17 protein-coding genes and 2 tRNA genes are annotated in these 19,935 nt (G+C 43.0%); 7 read left to right on the top strand and 12 right to left on the bottom strand.

What is annotated here, in order from left to right:
* Positions 1-4: 4 nt before the first annotated feature.
* The 4 genes from rsxB to FM019_RS18370 all read right to left on the bottom strand — a co-directional run bounded on the left by rsxB (position 5) and on the right by FM019_RS18370 (position 1,463).
* Positions 5-559, bottom strand: coding sequence for an electron transport complex subunit RsxB (gene rsxB, locus FM019_RS18385; protein ID WP_143837441.1), 555 nt, complete (start codon positions 557-559; stop codon positions 5-7).
* A complete protein-coding gene (gene rsxA, locus FM019_RS18380; RefSeq protein WP_143837439.1) occupies positions 559-1,140 on the bottom strand; it encodes an electron transport complex subunit RsxA in 582 nt (193 codons plus the stop codon). Before rsxA ends, rsxB begins: the two co-directional genes overlap by 1 nt.
* A 148-nt stretch (positions 1,141-1,288) precedes the next feature.
* Positions 1,289-1,365 (bottom strand) — tRNA-Asn (locus FM019_RS18375).
* A gap of 21 nt (positions 1,366-1,386) precedes the next feature.
* Positions 1,387-1,463, bottom strand: a tRNA-Asn gene (locus FM019_RS18370).
* A 1,027-nt stretch (positions 1,464-2,490) separates the two neighbouring features.
* Between FM019_RS18370 and FM019_RS18365 the strand changes: the two genes are divergently transcribed.
* The 3 genes from FM019_RS18365 to FM019_RS18355 all read left to right on the top strand — a co-directional run bounded on the left by FM019_RS18365 (position 2,491) and on the right by FM019_RS18355 (position 6,923).
* Positions 2,491-3,873 (top strand): MATE family efflux transporter, encoded by a 1,383-nt coding sequence (locus tag FM019_RS18365; RefSeq protein ID WP_260681669.1) that lies wholly within the window; start codon positions 2,491-2,493, stop codon positions 3,871-3,873.
* 3 nt (positions 3,874-3,876) lie between these two features.
* Positions 3,877-5,895, top strand: coding sequence for an excinuclease ABC subunit UvrB (gene uvrB / locus FM019_RS18360; protein WP_143837438.1), 2,019 nt, complete (start codon positions 3,877-3,879; stop codon positions 5,893-5,895).
* A gap of 104 nt (positions 5,896-5,999) precedes the next feature.
* Positions 6,000-6,923: a LysR family transcriptional regulator gene (locus FM019_RS18355; RefSeq protein ID WP_143837437.1), complete on the top strand. Its 924-nt coding sequence runs from the start codon at positions 6,000-6,002 to the stop codon at positions 6,921-6,923.
* A gap of 73 nt (positions 6,924-6,996) precedes the next feature.
* Here the strand turns inward: FM019_RS18355 and FM019_RS18350 are convergent, their stop codons facing one another.
* A complete protein-coding gene (locus FM019_RS18350; RefSeq protein ID WP_143837435.1) occupies positions 6,997-8,631 on the bottom strand; it encodes a M28 family metallopeptidase in 1,635 nt (544 codons plus the stop codon).
* 177 nt (positions 8,632-8,808) lie between these two features.
* Here FM019_RS18350 and FM019_RS18345 point away from each other — a divergent pair, with 177 nt between their 5' ends.
* Complete coding sequence (locus FM019_RS18345; protein ID WP_143837433.1) at positions 8,809-9,651, top strand: DUF3025 domain-containing protein; 843 nt, start codon at positions 8,809-8,811, stop codon at positions 9,649-9,651.
* Here the strand turns inward: FM019_RS18345 and FM019_RS18340 are convergent.
* Positions 9,620-10,324 carry a YIP1 family protein gene (locus FM019_RS18340; protein ID WP_143837432.1) on the bottom strand — a complete coding sequence of 235 codons (705 nt, stop codon included), beginning with the start codon at positions 10,322-10,324 and terminating at the stop codon, positions 9,620-9,622. The genes FM019_RS18345 and FM019_RS18340 overlap by 32 nt on opposite strands.
* 170 nt (positions 10,325-10,494) lie before the next feature.
* Between FM019_RS18340 and FM019_RS18335 the strand changes: the two genes are divergently transcribed.
* Both FM019_RS18335 and FM019_RS18330 read left to right on the top strand, forming a co-directional pair.
* Positions 10,495-11,280 carry an ATP-binding cassette domain-containing protein gene (locus FM019_RS18335; protein WP_143837430.1) on the top strand — a complete coding sequence of 262 codons (786 nt, stop codon included), beginning with the start codon at positions 10,495-10,497 and terminating at the stop codon, positions 11,278-11,280.
* Complete coding sequence (locus FM019_RS18330; protein WP_143837428.1) at positions 11,280-12,473, top strand: ABC transporter permease; 1,194 nt, start codon at positions 11,280-11,282, stop codon at positions 12,471-12,473. The genes FM019_RS18335 and FM019_RS18330 overlap by 1 nt, the downstream gene beginning before the upstream one ends.
* Before the next feature lie 76 nt (positions 12,474-12,549).
* On the opposite strand, the gene FM019_RS18325 is transcribed toward FM019_RS18330, so the two are convergent.
* Entirely contained in the window at positions 12,550-13,026 is a 477-nt protein-coding gene (locus FM019_RS18325; RefSeq protein ID WP_143837427.1) for an LEA type 2 family protein, read from the bottom strand.
* A gap of 270 nt (positions 13,027-13,296) precedes the next feature.
* On the opposite strand from FM019_RS18325, the gene rsgA reads away from it, so the two are divergent.
* Positions 13,297-14,337, top strand: a complete 1,041-nt coding sequence (gene rsgA, locus FM019_RS18320) for a ribosome small subunit-dependent GTPase A (RefSeq protein ID WP_143837426.1) — start codon at positions 13,297-13,299, stop codon at positions 14,335-14,337.
* Positions 14,338-14,378: 41 nt separating this feature from the next.
* Here rsgA and FM019_RS18315 read toward each other — a convergent pair whose 3' ends face one another.
* Genes FM019_RS18315 through cysD form a run of 5 tightly spaced genes read right to left on the bottom strand, consistent with a single transcriptional unit; the run spans position 14,379 to position 19,842 of the window.
* Complete coding sequence (locus FM019_RS18315) at positions 14,379-16,106, bottom strand: SLC13 family permease (RefSeq protein WP_143837423.1); 1,728 nt, start codon at positions 16,104-16,106, stop codon at positions 14,379-14,381.
* 27 nt (positions 16,107-16,133) lie between these two features.
* Complete coding sequence (gene cysN / locus FM019_RS18310) at positions 16,134-17,543, bottom strand: sulfate adenylyltransferase subunit CysN (protein ID WP_143837422.1); 1,410 nt, start codon at positions 17,541-17,543, stop codon at positions 16,134-16,136.
* 3 nt (positions 17,544-17,546) lie between these two features.
* A complete protein-coding gene (gene cysQ, locus FM019_RS18305; RefSeq protein ID WP_143837420.1) occupies positions 17,547-18,332 on the bottom strand; it encodes a 3'(2'),5'-bisphosphate nucleotidase CysQ in 786 nt (261 codons plus the stop codon).
* The gene (cysC, locus tag FM019_RS18300; protein ID WP_143837419.1) at positions 18,329-18,928 is read right to left on the bottom strand and encodes an adenylyl-sulfate kinase; all 600 of its coding nucleotides are present in this window, start codon (positions 18,926-18,928) and stop codon (positions 18,329-18,331) included. The genes cysQ and cysC overlap by 4 nt, the downstream gene beginning before the upstream one ends.
* Positions 18,928-19,842, bottom strand: coding sequence for a sulfate adenylyltransferase subunit CysD (gene cysD, locus FM019_RS18295; protein ID WP_143837417.1), 915 nt, complete (start codon positions 19,840-19,842; stop codon positions 18,928-18,930). The genes cysC and cysD overlap by 1 nt, the downstream gene beginning before the upstream one ends.
* Positions 19,843-19,935 lie beyond the last annotated feature (93 nt).

The raw sequence follows: 19,935 nt of genomic DNA, 5'->3' as shown, positions 1-19,935 counted from the left end.
TTCCTCAACTCACTTGTTTGACAGGTATCGACTCTAGCTGCCAGCGCCAGGAAGCAGTCGTTTGGGTCAACGGGATCATATCAATGCAATCAACAGGGCATGGGTCGACACATAGGTCGCAGCCCGTGCACTCATCTTCAATAACTGTATGCATATGTTTTGCCGCGCCAATAATGGCATCAACAGGGCAGGCTTGGATACATTTAGTACAACCAATGCATTCGTCTTCTCGAATGAAGGCAACCTTTTTAACATCTTCGCTACCATGGGCTTCGTCAAGAGGCTTAGGTTCAACACCCATTAGGTCGGCCAGGTTTTTAATGGTTGCTTCACCACCGGGAGGGCACTTGTTGATGTCATCTCCATTAGCGATGGCCTCAGCATAAGGACGGCAGCCTGGATAACCACATTGTCCACATTGGGTTTGTGGCAAGATTTCATCAATTTGCTCTACCAAAGGGTCGCTTTCTACTTTGAAGCGAATAGCTGCGTAACCCAAAATGGCGCCAAACACGAGTGCCATTATTCCAATTGAGATCAGAGCAGCGAAGATAGTCATTAGAATTTTACTAACCCCGTAAAGCCCATAAATGCCAGTGACATTAGCCCAGCGGTAATCATCGCAATTGACGCACCTTTAAACGGGGTAGGGACATTCGCTGCAGCAAGTCTTTCACGCATTGCTGAAAACAAAATTAACACCAGAGAAAACCCAGCAGCGGCACCAAAACCATAAACGACTGACTCAACAAAATTGTGTTGCTCATTAACGTTCAACAGCGCAACACCTAATACTGCACAATTGGTGGTAATAAGCGGCAGAAAAATGCCTAATAGACGATATAAAGTTGGACTGGTTTTGTGCACAACCATTTCAGTAAACTGCACAACAACAGCAATCACTAGAATAAAACTCAACGTGCGAAGATAGCCAATGCCAAGAGGGATCAAAACATAGTGTTCAACCAAATAGCTTGAAAGCGAAGCTAAGGTCAGAACAAAGGTGGTCGCCATAGACATACCAATGGCTGTTTCTAAGCGGTTAGACACGCCCATAAACGGGCACAATCCAAGAAATTGTACCAACACAAAATTATTTACCAGCACTGTGCCTATCAGTAAAACCAAAAATTCTGTCATGGAAAAATTGAATATCGCCTAACGATGAGGGGAAACTCGGTTATTATCCCAATTTAAGGGCAGTTTAACAACTTGATATTTATAGGGATATTGCGATGGTTTTTTGAACAGTAAAAGCTTTGTTGAACGCGCATAGCCTGGAGGAATTTGGCTCCCCCTCCCCGATTTGAACGGGGGACCTGCGGATTAACAGTCCGTCGCTCTAACCAACTGAGCTAAGGGGGAATCAAATTGTACTGTTGAAGTTGGCTCCCCCTCCCCGATTTGAACGGGGGACCTGCGGATTAACAGTCCGTCGCTCTAACCAACTGAGCTAAGGGGGACCAGATTTTCAACGGAGGCGAATATTAATGAGCAACAGCCGCGCTGTCAATACAATATCTGAGGTTTTTTAGACAAAAGCGTTAATTGATGCTTTATCCATCAGAAGGACGATGATTTGTTGAATAAATCGCCATTTTGGTCATTCATATTTTTTGTCTTTTTGAAAGGAGAGATTACACGCGAATTTTTAGTGTTTTTGTGGCTTTTTGGAAAGCGCTTACAGATTACTAAAAAGGCAAAAAGTGCTGCCCAAAATTTGGGCAAAATCAATGCCAACAAGGTCACTTCGCTTAATAACGAATTTAGTGGGTTTCTAGATTAAATTGTTATAAATAAATCGTTGATCACTGTTCGTGTGATCAGTGTTTCATAAAACTGAAACATAAAGTTACAGCTCATAAGGTTAGTGTCGACTTACCTAATTTTTCGTCACATAACTGTAATATGGCGCTGTCATTGGGCTAAGTACAGTTATCCACGATTCCTGTGGATAACTCTGTGAGTAACTGTTTCAGTTTATAAGCTCAAAGCAAAAGGATATTGTCAACATGTTATACGAGTTTTTTGGAAAATAAAATAAAATCCAATAAAATCAATGGTATAAGTTTTATATGAGGGGTGGTGATATTTTTGGGTAAGTATCCTTACCGAGATTGTCCGCTGCTGTGTGTACTTTATTAAAATTCTCACTATATTGTTATTAACAGATTGAATAACGGCACTTTATTGACATTAAGTGTCAAAATACTATCACTGCAAAAATTGGCGGCTTTTTGCTTTTTTGATGCTAACTATGCTGATTTACTCTCAGATAAGCAAAATAGGAATTTATTTGCTTCGCTGTCTGACTTAATATGATGTATTGGACATCGGATATCTTTTTTAACAGCTTTTTTGTCCTTTAGATACTTAAGTTTCATCGACTTATTTGCAGTTGTTTTGTGTTGACTAAACTCCACACTCAAACAGGCACAATATCATCGTTTAAACAGCACTTTCCCACATTGATTAAAGAGACAGAATTACGTGAGTCAATCCGACAATTCAAAAAGAAACAACGATCTTCTTAATGGACCCATAGGTGGGACGCTAAAGCGCATGACGATGCCGATGATACTTGGCATGATTATGCTAATGACCTTTGGATTAGTTGACACCTTTTTTGTCAGTTTACTTGGCACAGAAGAGCTTGCTGCGATAAGTTTTACATTCCCTGTGACATTTACCATTATCAGTCTGAACATTGGTTTAGGTATCGGTGCCTCAGCCACCATCGGTCGATGTTTGGGATCTGGTGAAAAACATCTAGCCAAGGAGTATGCAACAGGCGCTTTGATGTTGTCATTCGTGATGGTTGGTGTTCTGGCATTGATCGGCGCACTGACCATAGACCCGATTTTTAGAATGTTAGGTGCCACAGACGATTTACTGCCTTACATTCGTGACTATATGCTGATTTGGTATAGTGCCGGAATTTTTCTCGCTGTGCCTATGGTTGGCAACAGTGTACTGAGAGCTTCTGGTGACACCAAAACGCCAAGCATTGTCATGGCCAGTGGCGGTTTTATTAATGCGGTGCTCGATCCCATATTAATTTTTGGTTGGGGGCCATTCCCGGCAATGGGGATCAAAGGCGCAGCATTAGCGACGGCTATCGCCTGGGGTCTTGGACTGATTTATATTTTGTATCTACTGGCCATCAAGCGCAAATTGATGCTGCCTCGGCTGCTTACCTGGTCAGAACTTAAACTAACTGGTCGAGATGTATTGAGAATTGGATTACCTGCCGCCGGGTCCAATATGCTCACCCCAATTGCCGGGGGAGTAGTGACGGCTATTATTGCTGGTTATGGTCCAGCAGCCGTCGCCGCATGGGGAGTAGGGAGTCGGTTGGAATCGATTGCCAGTATCGTTGTTTTAGCGCTTTCTATGTCACTACCGCCTTTTATCAGCCAAAATTACGGCGCAAATAAAATTGATAGAGTCAGGCAAAGTTACACCTTAGCTCTGCGTTTTGTGATTGTTTTCCAGCTGGTGATTTATGGGCTGTTGTGGCTCGCCGCTCCCTATATCGCAGCACTTTTTGCAGAAGAGCAATCTGTGGCAGATCTGATCACTATGTTCTTGATGATCGTACCGATTGGATACGGATTGCAAGGCATCGTTATTTTGACCAATTCCTCATTTAATGCCATGCACAAACCGATGTCAGCAATGATATTAAGTATCATTAGGCTCTTTGTATTTTTTGTCCCACTGGCTTACTTAGGAAGTCAATGGTACCAAATCCCAGGCATATTCTGGGGGACAGTTTTGGCCAACATCTTTACTGCGGCAGTTGCTTATTTTTGGTTTATGCACAGCAGTTCGTGTCGATTAGCGGCCTCAACAAGTAGTGAAGGAAATTAGTGAGTGAATAGACCGTTTGAACTTAACTCTAAATATCAACCCGCTGGCGACCAACCTAAAGCGATTGAAAGCCTGGTGGATGGTTTGGAGTGTGGATTGGCCAGTCAGACGCTTCTGGGAGTAACAGGCTCAGGTAAAACCTTTACGATGGCGAATGTTATTAATCAAGTCCAACGCCCAACTTTGATCCTGGCCCACAATAAAACCCTGGCAGCCCAACTCTATGGTGAGATGAAGGAATTTTTTCCCAATAATGCGGTAGAGTATTTTGTTTCTTATTATGACTACTATCAACCTGAAGCCTATGTGCCAAGTACAGATACCTTCATCGAAAAAGATTCATCGATAAACGATCATATTGAGCAAATGCGTTTATCTGCTACAAAATCATTAATGGAGCGTCGAGACGTTGTTATTGTCTCCAGTGTTTCTGCAATTTACGGTTTGGGTGATCCAGAATCCTACATGAAAATGTTGTTACATCTTCGTCAAGGCGATCTGATGGATCAGCGGGCGATTCTGCGCAGACTTGCTGAACTGCAATACACCCGTAACGATATTTCTTTCGAACGAGGCACTTTCCGCGTTAGAGGGGATGTGATTGATATATTTCCCGCGGATTCTGAAAAACAAGGGGTCAGAGTTGAGCTGTTTGATGAGGAAATCGACGCCATCCGCTTATTCGACCCATTGACAGGGGCAGTAGAAAGCACCGTAACACGCACAACAGTGTTTCCGAAAACTCATTACGTTACTCCTCGTGAAAAGATACTGTCTGCTATCGACGAGATAAAAGTCGAGCTTAAAGAAAGAAAAGAACAGCTTAAATCGGTAAACAAACTGATTGAAGAACAACGTATTGTGCAACGCACCCAGTTTGATATAGAAATGATGCAAGAGCTTGGTTATTGCTCTGGAATTGAAAACTATTCCCGCTATTTGTCAGGTAGAGCGCCTGGTGAGCCACCACCTACGTTGATTGACTATTTTCCTGCAGATGGGTTGTTATTCATCGATGAGTCTCACGTAACTGTGTCACAAATTGGTGCCATGTATAAAGGTGACCGCTCAAGAAAAGAGACGCTGGTAGAATTTGGCTTTAGATTGCCTTCGGCGCTAGACAATCGACCGTTAAAGTTTGAAGAATTTGAACAGATATCACCGCAAACCATTTATGTGTCGGCTACCCCCGGCAAACACGAATTGGAAAAGTCGGGAGATGATGTCATTGAGCAAGTTGTTCGTCCGACGGGATTGATTGATCCCGTATTAGAAGTTCGCCCGGTCGCCACACAGGTTGATGACGTTATGTCTGAAATTCATAAGCGCGTAGCGGTGAACGAACGTATTCTGGTGACGACCTTGACCAAACGCATGGCAGAAGATCTTAGCGATTATCTTGATGAACATGGCATAAAGGTGCGTTACTTACATTCCGATATTGATACGGTGGAACGAATAGAAATAATTCGAGACTTGAGACTAGGAAAGTTTGACGTATTGGTAGGGATTAACCTGCTCCGGGAGGGGTTGGATATGCCAGAAGTCTCTTTGGTCGCAATATTAGATGCTGATAAAGAAGGGTTTTTGCGCTCGGATCGTTCACTCATTCAAACCATTGGGCGTGCCGCTCGAAACATCAATGGTAAAGCCATCCTCTACGCTGATCGTATAACAGGTTCAATGCAAAGAGCGATGGAGGAAACCGACCGCAGACGCAGCAAGCAACATCAGCACAATATCGACAACGGGATATCTCCTCATCAATTAGTGAAACCGATTACCGACATTATGGATGTGGGCGATGGCAACTCTGTTGATGTAGGAGGTAAAGTGAAGCTGCGTAAAGTTGCTGAAGCGAACAAGGCCTATAAAGCCATGACGGCCACAGAAATCATGAGCAAAATTGGTCAGCTCGAAAAGCAGATGTTTGCAGCAGCTAAAGACCTGGAATTTGAAAAAGCGGCAAGCATTCGTGATGAGATTGAAGCGCTTCGCGAACAGAGCGTTAAATATTCGTAAAAAAGCGGGAAATAATTGGGGCAAATAAAACGTTGTAATACGTGGCCCTTATGCCTAATATAGGCTTTATAGTATCGATATCCATACCTAAACTTGGTGTTTTTATGTTAAACCGCTTACAAGAATCAGACATAAAATTGTTACGGGTCTTTTATGCAGTTGCTTCATGCAACGGATTTACTGCTGCGGAACCCGTTTTACGCATGCAGCGTCCAAATATCAGCGCGGCAATTAAAAAGCTCGAAGAACGACTGGACTTGGTGCTTTGCCACCGAGGACGGGGTGGCTTTCAGATGACTAAAGAAGGTGAGGTGGTTTTCCAGGAAACCAAACGCATATTCAATGCATTTGATAACTTTGTATTCAACTTAAAAAGTTTGCATGACGATTATTCTGGCCATATCACATTGGTAATGATGGCAGGCCTGCCATTATCGATGCACCTTGCTGTGAGTAAAGCAGTTAAAAGCACGATGAAGAAATTCGATGATATCCATGTCAACATTCAGACTCGTTTATACAATGAAGTCGAACATGTTGCCTTGTCAGGTGAATGTCACTTAGTGATTTCCACTTATGATATGGTCAAACCTGAATCTGTAACCTTCCATGCGGTTGATCATACTTGTCATGGTCGCTTGTACTGTGCGCCATCACATCCGTTAGCTAAGTATAAGGACGGCTTACCTTCCGGCGTTAAAATTGAAGATTACCCTGCCATTGGTATTTCAGGATTGTCTTCAGCCAATTACATTCAAGATGAGAGTCGATTAGCGATCCAAACGTTTTCTGATTCTTTTGATGCCTGTATGTCAGCAATTATGACGGGAGAGTACGTTGGCCTGTTGCCAGATTATATGACCAAAGAGCAGGGAGCAGGGTTAGGACTTGTGGCAGTTGGCGGTGGCAACATGTTTGAATTTAAACATGAGTTGTTTGTGATGAACGGTAAAAATACCCGCTTGAACCCTGTACTTCGCCATTGCATAAAAGAATTGAGCTACTTTATTAAAGAAAGCCAAAAATAAATACTTCTTTTTCTGAGCAATAAAAAAGGACGCTTGTTGAGAAACAAGCGGCCTTGTTGTTTTAGTTTGTGGACTAGCGTTGGAATTCGCTAGTTGAATTCCATTTGGGCCAATTATTTGAATTGGCAATCTGATATCCAACATCAAAAAACATTTGCGTGTCTTCTTGCACACCACCAAAATCCCAGTTTTCTCTGAATTGATCACACACTTGGTGATAGCAACCTGTGACAATCACATTGGCGCGCTTTCGATAGTTCGCGGTCTCTTCATCAATGGGTTCACTGCCACCTTTGGCATACAATGCGGGTACGCCGACTTTGGCAAAACTAAAGTGATCTGAACGATAGTAGTAACCGGCTTCCGGTCTTGGTTCCTGCGTCAGGAAACGCCCCTGTTTTTGTACCGCGGTGCCCAAATAGGTTTCTAGTTCAGATTTACCCATGCCAACCACAGCGACGTCTTTGGTTTTGCCTAATACATTCATCGCATCCATGTTTAAGTTAGCAACCGTTTTATCTAATGGAATGATTGGGTGCTCGGCATAATACAAAGAACCAAGTAATCCTTGCTCTTCTGCAGTAACAACTAAAAATGTAATGGAACGAGCGGGACGCTGATCGAGCTCTGCAAAGGCTTTGGCCATAACAATGCTTGCCGCAGTGCCAGTCGCATTGTCGTGAGCACCATTGTATACGTGGTCGCCTTCTTTGCTCATATCTGTGCCAAGGTGATCCCAGTGAGCCGTGTAGATAATGTGTTCATCGGCTCGTTCGCTGCCTGGTAAGGTAGCGATGACATTGTTGCTTACCGATTTTTTCAAAGTGCTGTTGATGGTTACCGAAGCATTTAAGCCCAAGGCTGTATTGTATGGGCCTTTCAATGCATTGGCTTTTTCTTGGGCAAAGTCTTTTCCTGCGTCAGAAAATACTTTTTGCGCCATATCAAGGGTTATCCATCCTTCTACAGCGACACGATCTGCATTGCCGTTTTTGCTCACCAAACTATATTGAGCGCCACTCCAACTGTTAGCCACCACAGACCAACCGTATGACGCAGGCGCCGTTTCGTGAACGATTATCGCTCCTTCGGCTCCTTGTCGGCTAGCCTCTTCATATTTATAGCTCCAACGACCGTAGTAGGTCATGGTTTTGCCCTGAAATTTACCACTGTCTGGGTTTTCAAAGCCTGGGTCGTTTACCAATATGACCACAGTTTTACCTTTTACATCTAACCCTTCGTAATCATTCCAGTTGTATTCTGGTGCGTTTACTCCATAGCCGACAAATACTAATTCAGAATCAGACAAATTGACCTGTGTTGTTTCTCTTTTTGATGAAGCAACCATGTCCTCTTTATAGTTTAAGGTGTTTTCACCTATGGTCATCACCATATCCGGGTCGGCAGTAATTTCCATGAGTTCAACCGCTTGTAAAAAGCTGTTGCCATTACCTGGCTCATACCCTAATGCTTTAAAGTTACTGACCAGATACTCCAGCGTTTTTGTTTCACCTGCTGTAGTAGGAGAGCGACCTTCAAACTCATCAGAAGCAAGGACTTTTGTGTGCAGCTTGAGATCCTCTTGACTGATGTTTTGATAAACGGAGTCAAAGTTGTCTGTGTCAGCAGTATAATTAGCGGTTTGTCCGCATGCCGTAAGAAGTGCTGCAGATGCAAGCAAGGGTAAAAGGGTACGAGGTAATTGCATATTTTAACTCTTATTATTACAGTGGCAGACAGTATAGGAAATCCCATTTCAAAGCACTAGGCTTTATGGGTGTTTCATTTTCAATTGTTCACTAGCCAATTGTGAGATTATGTTTCCACACTGGGCTGTTTCGAACTGCCATCGAACAATATTAACTCTCAGGGCGTCACTCTTTGAATGAAACTACAATCTAAGCACATTGAACTGGAGCCACAACAACAATGGCTAGATGTCATGTCACGCCAACCTTTTTCGGAAATCGAAGATTGGTTAACCTTGACAACCTACTCAGATTTGCTCAGTGCAACGCGCTTAAATCAGCTTTTGGAAATGTCAGGTTGTCAATTAGAGCACAGGTTTGTGTGTCAACAAGAACTGGGAGAAATGCACGACTATTATGAGACGATCATCTATAAAAAACAGATCATTCCTACACGACCAAACTCCTGGCATGACCTGTTCAATGGCTTGGTCTGGTTACAGTACCCTAAGACAAAGGCATTATTGAACACATGGCATGTTGAAGACATTACAGCGCACGGCTTAATACCACGAACCCCGCGTCGCAATCACATCACCCATTTTGATGAGTGCGGCATTATCCTTGCTCTAACCAATACCGACCTGGCGGGAGATTTGCGCGAGCACAAATGGCAAGAATGTCTTCACACTCAACGAGCAGAGTGGGGTAATTCGGTTCAAGCTTTTGTATTTGGTCATGCCAACTACGAGATGATGTTGGCACCTTTTATTGGATTAACTGGCAAGTGGCTGGCGGTAGAAGTTGAGCCTGCGTTTTTTACCCTTCCTTTTACCCAGCAAATTCAAACCCTGGACACATCGTTGCACAAACAACTTTCTGATGCTCAAGGGTTCTTGGGACCAATGACAATGAGCCCTTTACCACTTTTAGGAATCCCCGGCTGGTGGGCGCACAACACATCAGCTAATTTTTATACAAATCAAAGCTATTTTCGTCCTGCTCGCACTAAAAAATCAGCAGTAGCGTCCACAACGTAAATATGATCGCAAAGGGAGTTAGGGTCACGGCATACACCTTTTTGCTTTCAAAGCTTGTCCAGCGGCTTACGCCAACGGCGATCAAATATAGACTCAAAAAGAAGTCAGGGCGCACCATGTTGGTGATGCCGAACCAGTCAGAAGTATCATCTAATCCGAGCCAGTACGACAATGCCAAAGGATTGACTGCTGCCAGAGAAATTTGGTTGCTCGCAGCAAAAGCAATCACCAGAACCGAAGCTATAAAGCTAATTACCGAAGGAAGTGTTACCCACCAGGTGAATCCGTACCAGTCGGTAAATCCGTTTAAGTTGTTCTCATCGGATTTGGTCGCTAAATGGAGATATATCGCCAGCAGCGCATTGATACCTAACTGGTAGATAACAATGAACGTCAGTGAACCATACATCAGCACACTCTGGTTCATCAACGCTCGCATATTATCTTGTTCCGCTGGACTCAAGTCACCTGCTGAAGCATTAATCACAAAATCCACATACCAGTCAAAATCAACAAAGTTGAAATACCAAAATACCGGGATAAAAACGAAAGCCATTGAGAAAAGGAAAGGTATCCATGACCAATTATCTTTTTGATTGATCGTGTCAAAGACTAGACTGGGCTTAAGGAAAATCTTGATACAGGCTTGAAAGGGGTTAGTTATTGCGTCCATAAGTGTAGGTTTTATGCACTATTAGAAAAATTATGGCTCTACAATAACCAATGATAACGCCAAATAAAAGTTGCTAGCCAAAATCCCATAAAAAATATTTTTTAAATAGTTGTAATAAATTTTTGTGCTCGGGCACTATGTATTGCAAACAATAAAGGTTTGGAAATGGAATGATAGAAATCAAACAGTTAGCTAAAAAGTTCTCGGTGGAGAATCCGAAGAAACTCAGCGAGCAGGAAAAAAAAGATCCTCGACTAAAAGGGCGTTTTTTTCATTCTGTCGTCGATGTATCGTTAAGCGTCGATGATGGTCAGGTGATTGGCCTTTTAGGCCCAAATGGTGCAGGCAAAACCACTACTCTGAGAATGCTGTCTACTGCGCTTACACCCGATGCAGGTAGCGTAAAAATTAACGAGGTAGATGTTCTCAAATCGCCTTTGATTGCTAGGCAAAAAATCGGTTTTTTGTCGGGTTCAACCGGGCTTTATGGTAGGTTGACAGGACGCGAAAATATCGAATATTTTGGTCAATTGCATGGCATGGATAAAACCGCTATCGCACAGCGAATAGAGGAACTCTCGCAAATGCTGGACATGCAAACCTTTTTGGATCGACGTTGCGAAAACTTCTCAACCGGAATGAAGCAAAAAACTGCCATTGCTCGAGCGGTGGTGCATCGTCCCGAAGTGGTGATTTTAGATGAACCTACCACTGGGCTGGATATTATGGCGACGCAAACTGTGTTGGATTTTATCCGTTCCCTTAAAGCAGAGAATACGCCAGTCATATTCTCCACCCATCATTTGGACGAAGTTAGCGAACTTTGTGACCGCGTTGCGGTGATCGATAACGGCGTGAGCAAATTCGACGACACTCTAGATGCATTTAAAGCAAAAGCTGAAGACGGCAATTTGCATACGGCATTTCTGGCAACCATCAATCAAGGAGCTCGATAATGTGGTTAGTATTTCTAAAAGAAGTTAAGGAATTGGTCCGCGATAGAAAAACCCTATTCTTTATGATTGCCTTGCCGATTTTAGTGATGCCCGCATTTGCCGGGATGGCGATTTATTTTGCAAAAAACGCGGCTGATGAAGCGCAAAACAAAGTCCTGAAATTTGCCTTAGTTGGTGCTGATTATGCGCCTAAAATTGCCACTGAATTAAGAAATACCGACGGTTTTAGTGAAATTACCTTGCCAGCTGACGTGGATTTTGCTGAGCAGATCCGGGCAGAAAACGTTGATTTCATATTGGAAATACCGGATCACTATAGTGACAATGTATTGCAGTCTGGGCAGGCAATCATCAAACTACATATGCATGACGCTGGACTAAATTTAGTGTTTCAACGTGTTGATGATATTGTCAAAGCGCAAGTCAAAGCCCAGCAAAAGACCGCTTTTGATACCATTGGGCTTCAACCCGAGCAGCAAACTGCATTGCTTAATCCCATCGTGCTTGAAAAAGTCAATACGGCTGACCAACGAGAAAGTTGGGGGGCACAAATTGGTGGCATTATTCCTTACTTCATTTTTATTTTGTGTTTACAGGGGGCGATGTTTCCCGCTACCGATCTTGGCGCTGGCGAAAAAGAGCGAGGAACCCTGGAAACCTTACTTATATCGCCAACTGAGCGCTACAAGCTGGTGTTAGGAAAATTTTTAACTATCGCTCTGGCAGGCTTGACCTCCGCGCTGATAACCGTATCGAGTATGGCAATATGGAGTATAGTGTTAAGTCAAGGAATGGCGATTCAATTTGTCATCGATATCATGTCATCTATCGGTATCTTAGATTTTGTACTGATGTTCTTAATGTTGATTCCAGTGGTAGGAATTTTTGCATCAGTACTGCTTAGTTTGTCGATTTATGCCAAGAGTTTTAAAGAAGCTCAAAGCTACATGGGTTCCTTAATGATGCTAATTTTTGTGCCCATTATCTTTTCGATTCTTCCCGGTGTAGAACTCAAAGGAGGTTGGGCATGGGTGCCATTGACCAATGTTGCATTAGCTATCAAAGAGCTAGTGAAAGGCACCATGGATTATTTCCAACTGTTTGCTATTTTTGGCTCGACCGCCATTATCGCCTTAGCGCTATTAGGGTTTTGTGTGCATTGGTTTAACCGCGAAAAAGTTTTATTTAGATAGTATAGCTTTTGTTACTTATTCGCCGTTCTGGGTTGTATTACATCACTCCCCTGGAGACAGGGGAGATGACTAATCTCTACAATTGATTACCGCTAACTTTAAATGGAATGATGCCGCTGCGCGATACTGGAATACTTCCGAAAAGGCCTTTGTTGGTAAAAATTTTGGCATCGATTTCATAGGCGAGTTCTTTGGGTTTTGCGTTAATAATATCTAACAATACTCGACCAGTATTAAGCAGGCTGGCGCTGACCGTAACCTCAAAGGTGCTTTCTCCAAGCGGCTTTAAAATAAAGGCTTTGTCACTTACGCCTGTTGCGACTTTTAGATCCCGTAGATTAAGCGTAAAGCTCATTCCATCAATCGGTAGTTCGATATTATTGGGATTCACAACCCGAAAACCCAGGCGAAACCGCTGTTCGAGTCCATTTAAAGGAAGCAGGGTTAAACTTGTCACTTGTAAATCTGGCTGTTCAAAGTTGGGTGTTAAGGTGGCGCATGAAGATAGAATTGAGACCATGAGTAACATTGTGAAAATCTTTAGGTGTAGCATTGAGCTCTCCTTGGAATGCCAATGTCGTAGCATACGACCTTGTGCCGCTAATATCTATCCTTGGGAAGGATTAACTTATCGTGTTGATGGTTAGTAGTTCAATCTTTGCTATACTACTCATGATTTTAAATAACGGTTAGGAGCATACTGATGATTGTCGCAAACCTGACCGGGCAATTGAGTTAGTTTAACACTCATACATTCCGCCCGGTGTGAACCGGGGCAAAAGCCCCCTTATCATTTTCATTACCTATATGTTAAGGGTTAGCTATGACAAATTTTCAAGCTTTAACTAGTTTTGGTTGGGATCCTTTTTTCCAACAACAACTCTCCCTCGAAGAATGGAGCGACGCCATTCCTGCTCGTGTATCAGCGCAGCACAAATCCATTGTAAATCTAATGACAGCGTCAGCTGAGATTAATTTCGAGTTGTCACATTCAATGCCAACGCTCGTGGTTGGAGATTGGATTTTACTCGATCAGGATCATCAATTTCTTCGATTGTTAGATAGAAAAACCTGTTTCAAACGCAAGTCAGCAGGCACAGGTGTTGATTGGCAATTTATCGCTGCCAATGTTGATACCGCGTTTATCGTATGTTCTATGAACGAAGAGTTTAATCTCAATCGAATTGAGCGTTATCTTTCACTTGTGCATTCAGCAGACACAGAACCTGTAATTGTGCTTACCAAAAGTGACCTAGTTGATTCCTCTGAAACATGGAAAATGCACGTACAACAGCTGGACACCCACTTGTCTGTTGTAACTGTTAATGCTCATGAGTCAGAGTGCGTTAAGCTTTTGTCAAACTGGCTCTGCGCGGGCAAAACAATTGTGATGCTAGGATCTTCAGGCGTAGGGAAGTCCACATTGACGAATACATTGCTGGGTCAACGTCGACAAAATACAGGGGGGATCCGGGAAGATGATGATAAAGGTCGTCACACTACCACGAGTCGTTCATTGTTGTTGGTACCCCAAGGCGGATTGATCCTCGACACACCAGGTATGCGAGAATTACAAATTGCTGACTGTCAGCAAGGGATCGCGTCAACCTTTGCTGATATCGAAAGCCTTGCGCAGCAATGTCGGTTTTCCGATTGCCAGCACACAAATGAACCCGGTTGCGCGGTGCAAGCTTCAGTGAAAAAAGATCAACTTGAGCATAGACGTCTAGCAAACTACCAAAAGCTTGTTAAGGAAGAGCAGTTTAACTCTGCTTCACTTGCCCAGAAGCGGGCAAAAGACAAAACCTTTGGTAAGTTTATAAAGCGTACTTTGAAGGAAAGCAATAAACTAAAAGGCCGCTGATCAGCGGCCTATGTTTTAGCGTTTCTTTTGGAGATTATGGCTCAAAACCCATAGTTGTATTTTAGCAATAACAACACAATGGTCGAGTAGGTAATTGAAATGAGTAGACCAAATTTAACAAAGTGCTTAAATTGATAATTGGCGGCATTGTATACCAGTAAGTTTGTTTGATAGCCATAAGGTGACAAAAAACTTGCGCTTGCAGCGAATGCCACGGCGAGCGCAAAAGGCATCAATTCCGTCTCGAGTATTTGTGATAGGCCATAGGCAAAGGGGAACATAAGAGCTGCTGCAGCATTGTTGGTTACCAATTCCGTCAAAATAAGCGTCAACAAATAGACAGCGATTAATGCAATAAATGGACTACCATCGGTCAACCAGGGTTTGATGCTGAGCGTCATTGCATCAATCACCCCTGAACTTTGCAAGGCACCTGCCAGACTTAGTGCTCCAACAATGACTATCACCAGATTCAAAGGAATATTACGCTTCACTTCGGAGTTACTTGTCACACCAAATAGCACCAGAGTTGCCATAAAAAAGATTAAACCCGTTGCGAGGCTCAAAACTGAAGTCGCGGCTAAAATCACAGTCAACAAAAAACCGCCTAAAGTCACTAATTCTTGTTGTTTGGACAGTTTTGTTGAAATCCGTTGTTCAGATAACACAAAAAAGTTTTTAGACAGATTGTGACGTTTTTCGAAATCCTGACCGGTTGCAAGCAGTAAAAAGTCACCGGCTTGTAGTTTGATCTCGCCCAATTTACCCGAGAGCTGTTCGCCATCTCGACGAATAGCTACTACCGCCGCATCGAATAGAGCGCGAAAGCCAAGTGCTTTTATCGTTTGCCCAATGATCTGAGCACGATTGGAGATGATCACCTCCGTGAGGTTTTCACGCAGCAAGCCGTTTGTCTCTGCAAACAGCTTTAAGCCTTTGATATGGCCTAGATTGTCCACTTTTTGTATGTTGCCAGAGAAGATCAATTTGTCATGTGCCAGGATTGAAATGTCAGGTGTGACTGGGCTTATCAGCTTACCATCGCGGATAATTTCAACCAGAAACAACTCAGGCAAATTTCGTAAATGATTTTCTTCTACCGTCTTGCCAACCAACTCTGATTCTTCTTCAACTTCCGCCTCGATAAAATACGACTGAAAACGTCCTTTTTTGGTTTCAATGTTCGGTAACCAAGGCGTCAATAAAAACATCAAAAATCCACAACTAAGCCCGGCCACAAGGCCATAAAGGGTGAAGTCCCAAAACTTGAATCCCGGGTGGCCCTGTTCAATTAAAAAACTGTCGACGATCAAGTTAGTCGAGGTGCCGATTAAGGTGACAGTACCGCCTAAAATTGCCGAGTAGGATAAAGGAATAAGTAATTTGGAAGCAGGGTGCCGCTGATTTTGACTGATCGGCCCAATCAGGCTGGCTACGATTGCTGTATTGTTTAGTAACGCAGAAGAAACATAGGTGAGTCCAAATAAACGCCAAAAACTCGTTCTAAAACTTGGTGCAATAAGCTTACGGCCCAAACGCTTTATAAACGAAGTTTTATCTACCGCGCTACTTACCAGCAAAAGCAATATTAGGGTCAGTAACCCCTGATTGGTGAGATTGTGAGCAACGTCTAGCAATGTTGATTGCCCAGTTGCGATCAAACCCAATACCGCACCAGCAAAAATAGTAGAAGGACGCTTATCGGTGAAGATAAGCGCCGCTATGGTAGCAATAAAAATCGCAATAACAATGAGTTGGGATAATTCCACTAAGTCTTATTCAATTTCTGATTCAGGTTACAGTTTTGACAAATCAGCAGCATTCCAATGTGGAAAGTGCTTTCTGACTAAAGCATTAAACTCTAATTCAAATTCAGAAAATTGTGCAGTGTTATTTGCATCTTTATTCTTTTCAATCACCATGCCCGCACCCACTGTACTATTCGTGACTCTATCGATAATGATAAAAGCGCCGGTAGAGCGGTTGGTCTTGTAGGGATCACAAGCCACTTCTTGTGTGAGTTTGATATTGCCCACAGCAATCTCGTTAAGACCTAAGTGAACGGCTTCTTTTCTTTCCAGGGTATTCACATCGATTAAATGGTCAACACTTGAAATCGAGCCAGGCACAAACTTGGTAGCAAACTTAAATCCATATTGTTTGTTGGGGATCATTGCATCTTCAGACATCCACACCAAATGAGTTTTGAAATGATTCCCATGTAATGGCAGGTTGTCTGATTTGACGATCATGTCTCCGCGTGAGATATCAATTTCGTCTTCTAAGGTTATAGTTGTTGCCAGTGGTGCATAGGTAGCATCAACATCACCTTCAAAATTAACCAAGGACTTGACCGTTGATTCTTTTCCCGAGGGTAGCGTAGTGACTTTGTCTCCAACAGCGATAGCCCCGGATACTACAGTACCTGCAAATCCACGGAAATTTAGATTTGGTCGGTTTACATATTGCACAGGGAAACGAAAATCGGCCGCGTTAACGTCTTTGCCAATTTCAATGTTCTCCAAAGTATTCATTAGTGTATCACCGTTGTACCACTGCATTTTTTCGCTGCGGTTAACGACGTTATCACCTTCCAGTGCAGAGATAGGAACAAAGCGAATATCAGGGATATCTAGTTGTTTGGAGAATTCAAGGTAATCTTTTTTGATGTTCTCATAAACGGTTTCGCTGTAATCCTTCAAATCCATTTTGTTGATCGCCACGATGACATGTTTTATGCCCAATAAAGAGACAAGGAAAGAATGTCGGCGAGTTTGTGTTTTCACACCGCCTCTGGCATCCACAAGAATAATCGCTAATTGGCAAGTCGAAGCGCCGGTTACCATGTTTCGAGTGTATTGCTCGTGTCCTGGCGTGTCAGCGATAATAAATTTACGTTTGTCGGTAGAGAAGTAGCGATAGGCCACATCGATGGTGATACCTTGCTCACGCTCTGATTGTAATCCATCTACTAACAATGCCAGGTCAACTTTTTCACCAGTTGTTCCGACTTTTTTACTGTCTTTGGTGATCGCTGCAAGTTGGTCTTCATAAATCATTTTAGAATCATGAAGTAAACGGCCAATAAGCGTACTCTTACCATCATCCACGCTTCCACAGGTTAAAAAACGCAGCAAGTCTTTTTTCTCATGCTGGTCAAGGTAAGACAAAATGTCTTGTTGAAGTAATTCGTTTTCGCTATTCATGATTTAGCAACTCACTAGAAAATAAGGGTTTAAAACAGATTCTTTTTGGTTGTATCGAAGTGCAGATGCATCAACATTAAGTACATCGTCTTCATCGACGATAGTCACTTTGCCCCCTGCCGCTTCAACGACTGCTTGTGCAGCGCCGGTATCCCACTCTGAGGTTGGACCAAGTCTTGGGTACAAATGCGCCTGTCCCTCTGCAACGAGACACAGTTTCAATGAGCTACCCATGGCAACAAGTTCTGTTTCGCCATCAAGCTTGTCGAGTAACGCTTGAATAGCTGGGCTTTGATGAGATCGACTACCTACCACTTTCCAGGTGTCACCCGCTTGATGGGCGATTGGTGTTATCTTTTCGCTGCCTTGATCGGTTGTCTTGTATGCACCTAAACCTTCTACACCCACATAGGTTGTGTTTAAAACCGGCGCATACACTACACCAAGGACAGGGACTCCATTTTTAATCAAAGCAATGTTAACGGTAAATTCACCATTCTTCTTGATGAATTCTTTTGTTCCATCGAGGGGGTCAACTAACCAATATTCTTTCCAACTCTGTCGAGTTGACCAGTCGATATTGGCGGATTCTTCCGATAAAATCGGTAAATCTGATACAGCCTGTAACCCTTCGACAATGATGTTGTGGGCGGCAAGATCCGCTTCAGTGAGCGGACTTTCGTCTGACTTTTCATAAATGGCAAAATCTTTTTCATAAATTACCATTATCGCCTTGCCAGCTTGATGAGCGATATCAGTAATTTGCTCAGCTAATTTATGCTCCATCATTTATCCAAATATCCTTTTTCTTGCAGCATGGCAAACAACTCTTCTGCCGACTGTTCTGGTGTTTGTCCATTAAAGGTTAAAGTAATTTCGGCCGATTCAGGTGCTTCGTACGAAGAATCGATGCCAGTGAAATCTTTAATATCACCTTGCCTAGCTTTCTGATAAAGGCCTTTGGGATCGCGTTTTTCACACTCTTCCAGCGGCGTATCAACAAACACTTCAATGAACTCATTGTCGCCAAGCAAGCTGCGACAGAAGTCTCTGTCGGTTTTAAACGGTGAGATAAAGGCAGTCAAAACGATTGTGCCAGCGTCAACAAAGAGTTTTGCCACTTCACTAATACGTCGAATGTTTTCGACGCGGTCAGAATTGCTAAACCCCAGGTCACCGCAAAGTCCGTGTCGAACATTGTCTCCGTCCAACAAATAGGTGTGCTTGCCTGCTTCTGCGAGTTTTTTCTCAAGTAAATTCGCAATGGTCGATTTTCCCGATCCGCTCAACCCTGTTAACCAGATGACTGCTGGTTTTTGATTTTTTGCTTGAGCGCGTCTTTTTTTATCTACATCATGCTGATGCCAAACAATATTGGTCGCCATTAGAAATATCCTTCCATTTTTTTCTTCTCCATTGAGCCAGAAGAATCATGATCGATTACACGGCCTTGTCGCTCAGATGTTTTGGTGAGTAGCATTTCCTGGATAACTTCTGGAAGCGTATCCGCTTCCGATTCAACCGCACCAGTAAGTGGATAGCAGCCCAGTGTTCTGAATCGAACAGAACGCATTTCAGGTGTTTCACCCTCTTCAAGCGGCATACGGTCATCATCAACCATAAAGTACGTACCATCTCTTTTCACAACAGGGCGAGGTTTGGCCAAATACAAAGAAGGGATATCGATATTTTCCAAATAGATATATTGCCAAATATCTAATTCTGTCCAGTTGGACATGGGGAAGACACGGATGCTTTCGCCTTTGTTAATTTGCGAATTATAAATATTCCAAAGTTCAGGACGTTGGTTTTTAGGATCCCAGCGGTGATTTTCATCGCGGAAAGAATACACACGCTCTTTGGCCCGAGATTTTTCTTCGTCTCTGCGAGCGCCGCCAAAGGCCGCGTCAAATTTGTAATGGTTTAGAGCTTGTTTTAGCGCCATGGTTTTCATGATATCGGTATGTTTGGCACTACCATGTGTGAATGGCCCGACGCCCATATCAACACCTTCTTTATTGATATGAACGAGCAAATCCAAATCATACTCTTTTGCAACTCTATCCCTAAACTGTATCATTTCTTTAAATTTCCAGGTTGTATCTACATGTAACAATGGAAAAGGGATACGCCCAGGTGCAAAGGCTTTTCTTGCCAAATGAAGCAAAACAGATGAGTCTTTGCCTACGGAGTAAAGCATTACCGGGTTGTCGAATTCGGCAGCGACTTCCCTAAAGATATGTATGCTCTCAGCCTCAAGCTGTTTTAGGTGAGTCACGGAGGGTATTTTGGTGGTCATTTTTTGCGTCCCAGAATAATCAAACGTTAGACAAAAGTATTATATGCTTAGAACTTTAACATGTTTTATCGGCGACTTTGTATGCTAATTTTC

The sequence above is a fragment of the Aliiglaciecola sp. M165 genome, assembly GCF_007197995.1.
Taxonomy (GTDB): Bacteria; Pseudomonadota; Gammaproteobacteria; order Enterobacterales; family Alteromonadaceae; genus Aliiglaciecola.
The sequence above is the reverse complement of the archived record's forward strand: the minus strand, read 5'-3'. Positions and strand labels throughout refer to the sequence as shown.

Coding starts and splice junctions, on each gene's coding strand:
- rsxA (WP_143837439.1), bottom strand. CDS start 1,140: ATGACAGAATTTTTGGTTTTACTGATAGGCACAGTGCTGGTAAATAAT.
- FM019_RS18330 (WP_143837428.1), top strand. CDS start 11,280: ATGTGGTTAGTATTTCTAAAAGAAGTTAAGGAATTGGTCCGCGATAGA.
- FM019_RS18335 (WP_143837430.1), top strand. CDS start 10,495: ATGATAGAAATCAAACAGTTAGCTAAAAAGTTCTCGGTGGAGAATCCG.
- cysD (WP_143837417.1), bottom strand. CDS start 19,842: ATGACCACCAAAATACCCTCCGTGACTCACCTAAAACAGCTTGAGGCT.
- FM019_RS18355 (WP_143837437.1), top strand. CDS start 6,000: ATGTTAAACCGCTTACAAGAATCAGACATAAAATTGTTACGGGTCTTT.
- rsgA (WP_143837426.1), top strand. CDS start 13,297: ATGACAAATTTTCAAGCTTTAACTAGTTTTGGTTGGGATCCTTTTTTC.
- FM019_RS18345 (WP_143837433.1), top strand. CDS start 8,809: ATGAAACTACAATCTAAGCACATTGAACTGGAGCCACAACAACAATGG.
- FM019_RS18325 (WP_143837427.1), bottom strand. CDS start 13,026: ATGCTACACCTAAAGATTTTCACAATGTTACTCATGGTCTCAATTCTA.
- cysN (WP_143837422.1), bottom strand. CDS start 17,543: ATGAATAGCGAAAACGAATTACTTCAACAAGACATTTTGTCTTACCTT.
- FM019_RS18350 (WP_143837435.1), bottom strand. CDS start 8,631: ATGCAATTACCTCGTACCCTTTTACCCTTGCTTGCATCTGCAGCACTT.
- cysC (WP_143837419.1), bottom strand. CDS start 18,928: ATGGCGACCAATATTGTTTGGCATCAGCATGATGTAGATAAAAAAAGA.
- cysQ (WP_143837420.1), bottom strand. CDS start 18,332: ATGATGGAGCATAAATTAGCTGAGCAAATTACTGATATCGCTCATCAA.
- FM019_RS18340 (WP_143837432.1), bottom strand. CDS start 10,324: ATGGACGCAATAACTAACCCCTTTCAAGCCTGTATCAAGATTTTCCTT.
- rsxB (WP_143837441.1), bottom strand. CDS start 559: ATGACTATCTTCGCTGCTCTGATCTCAATTGGAATAATGGCACTCGTG.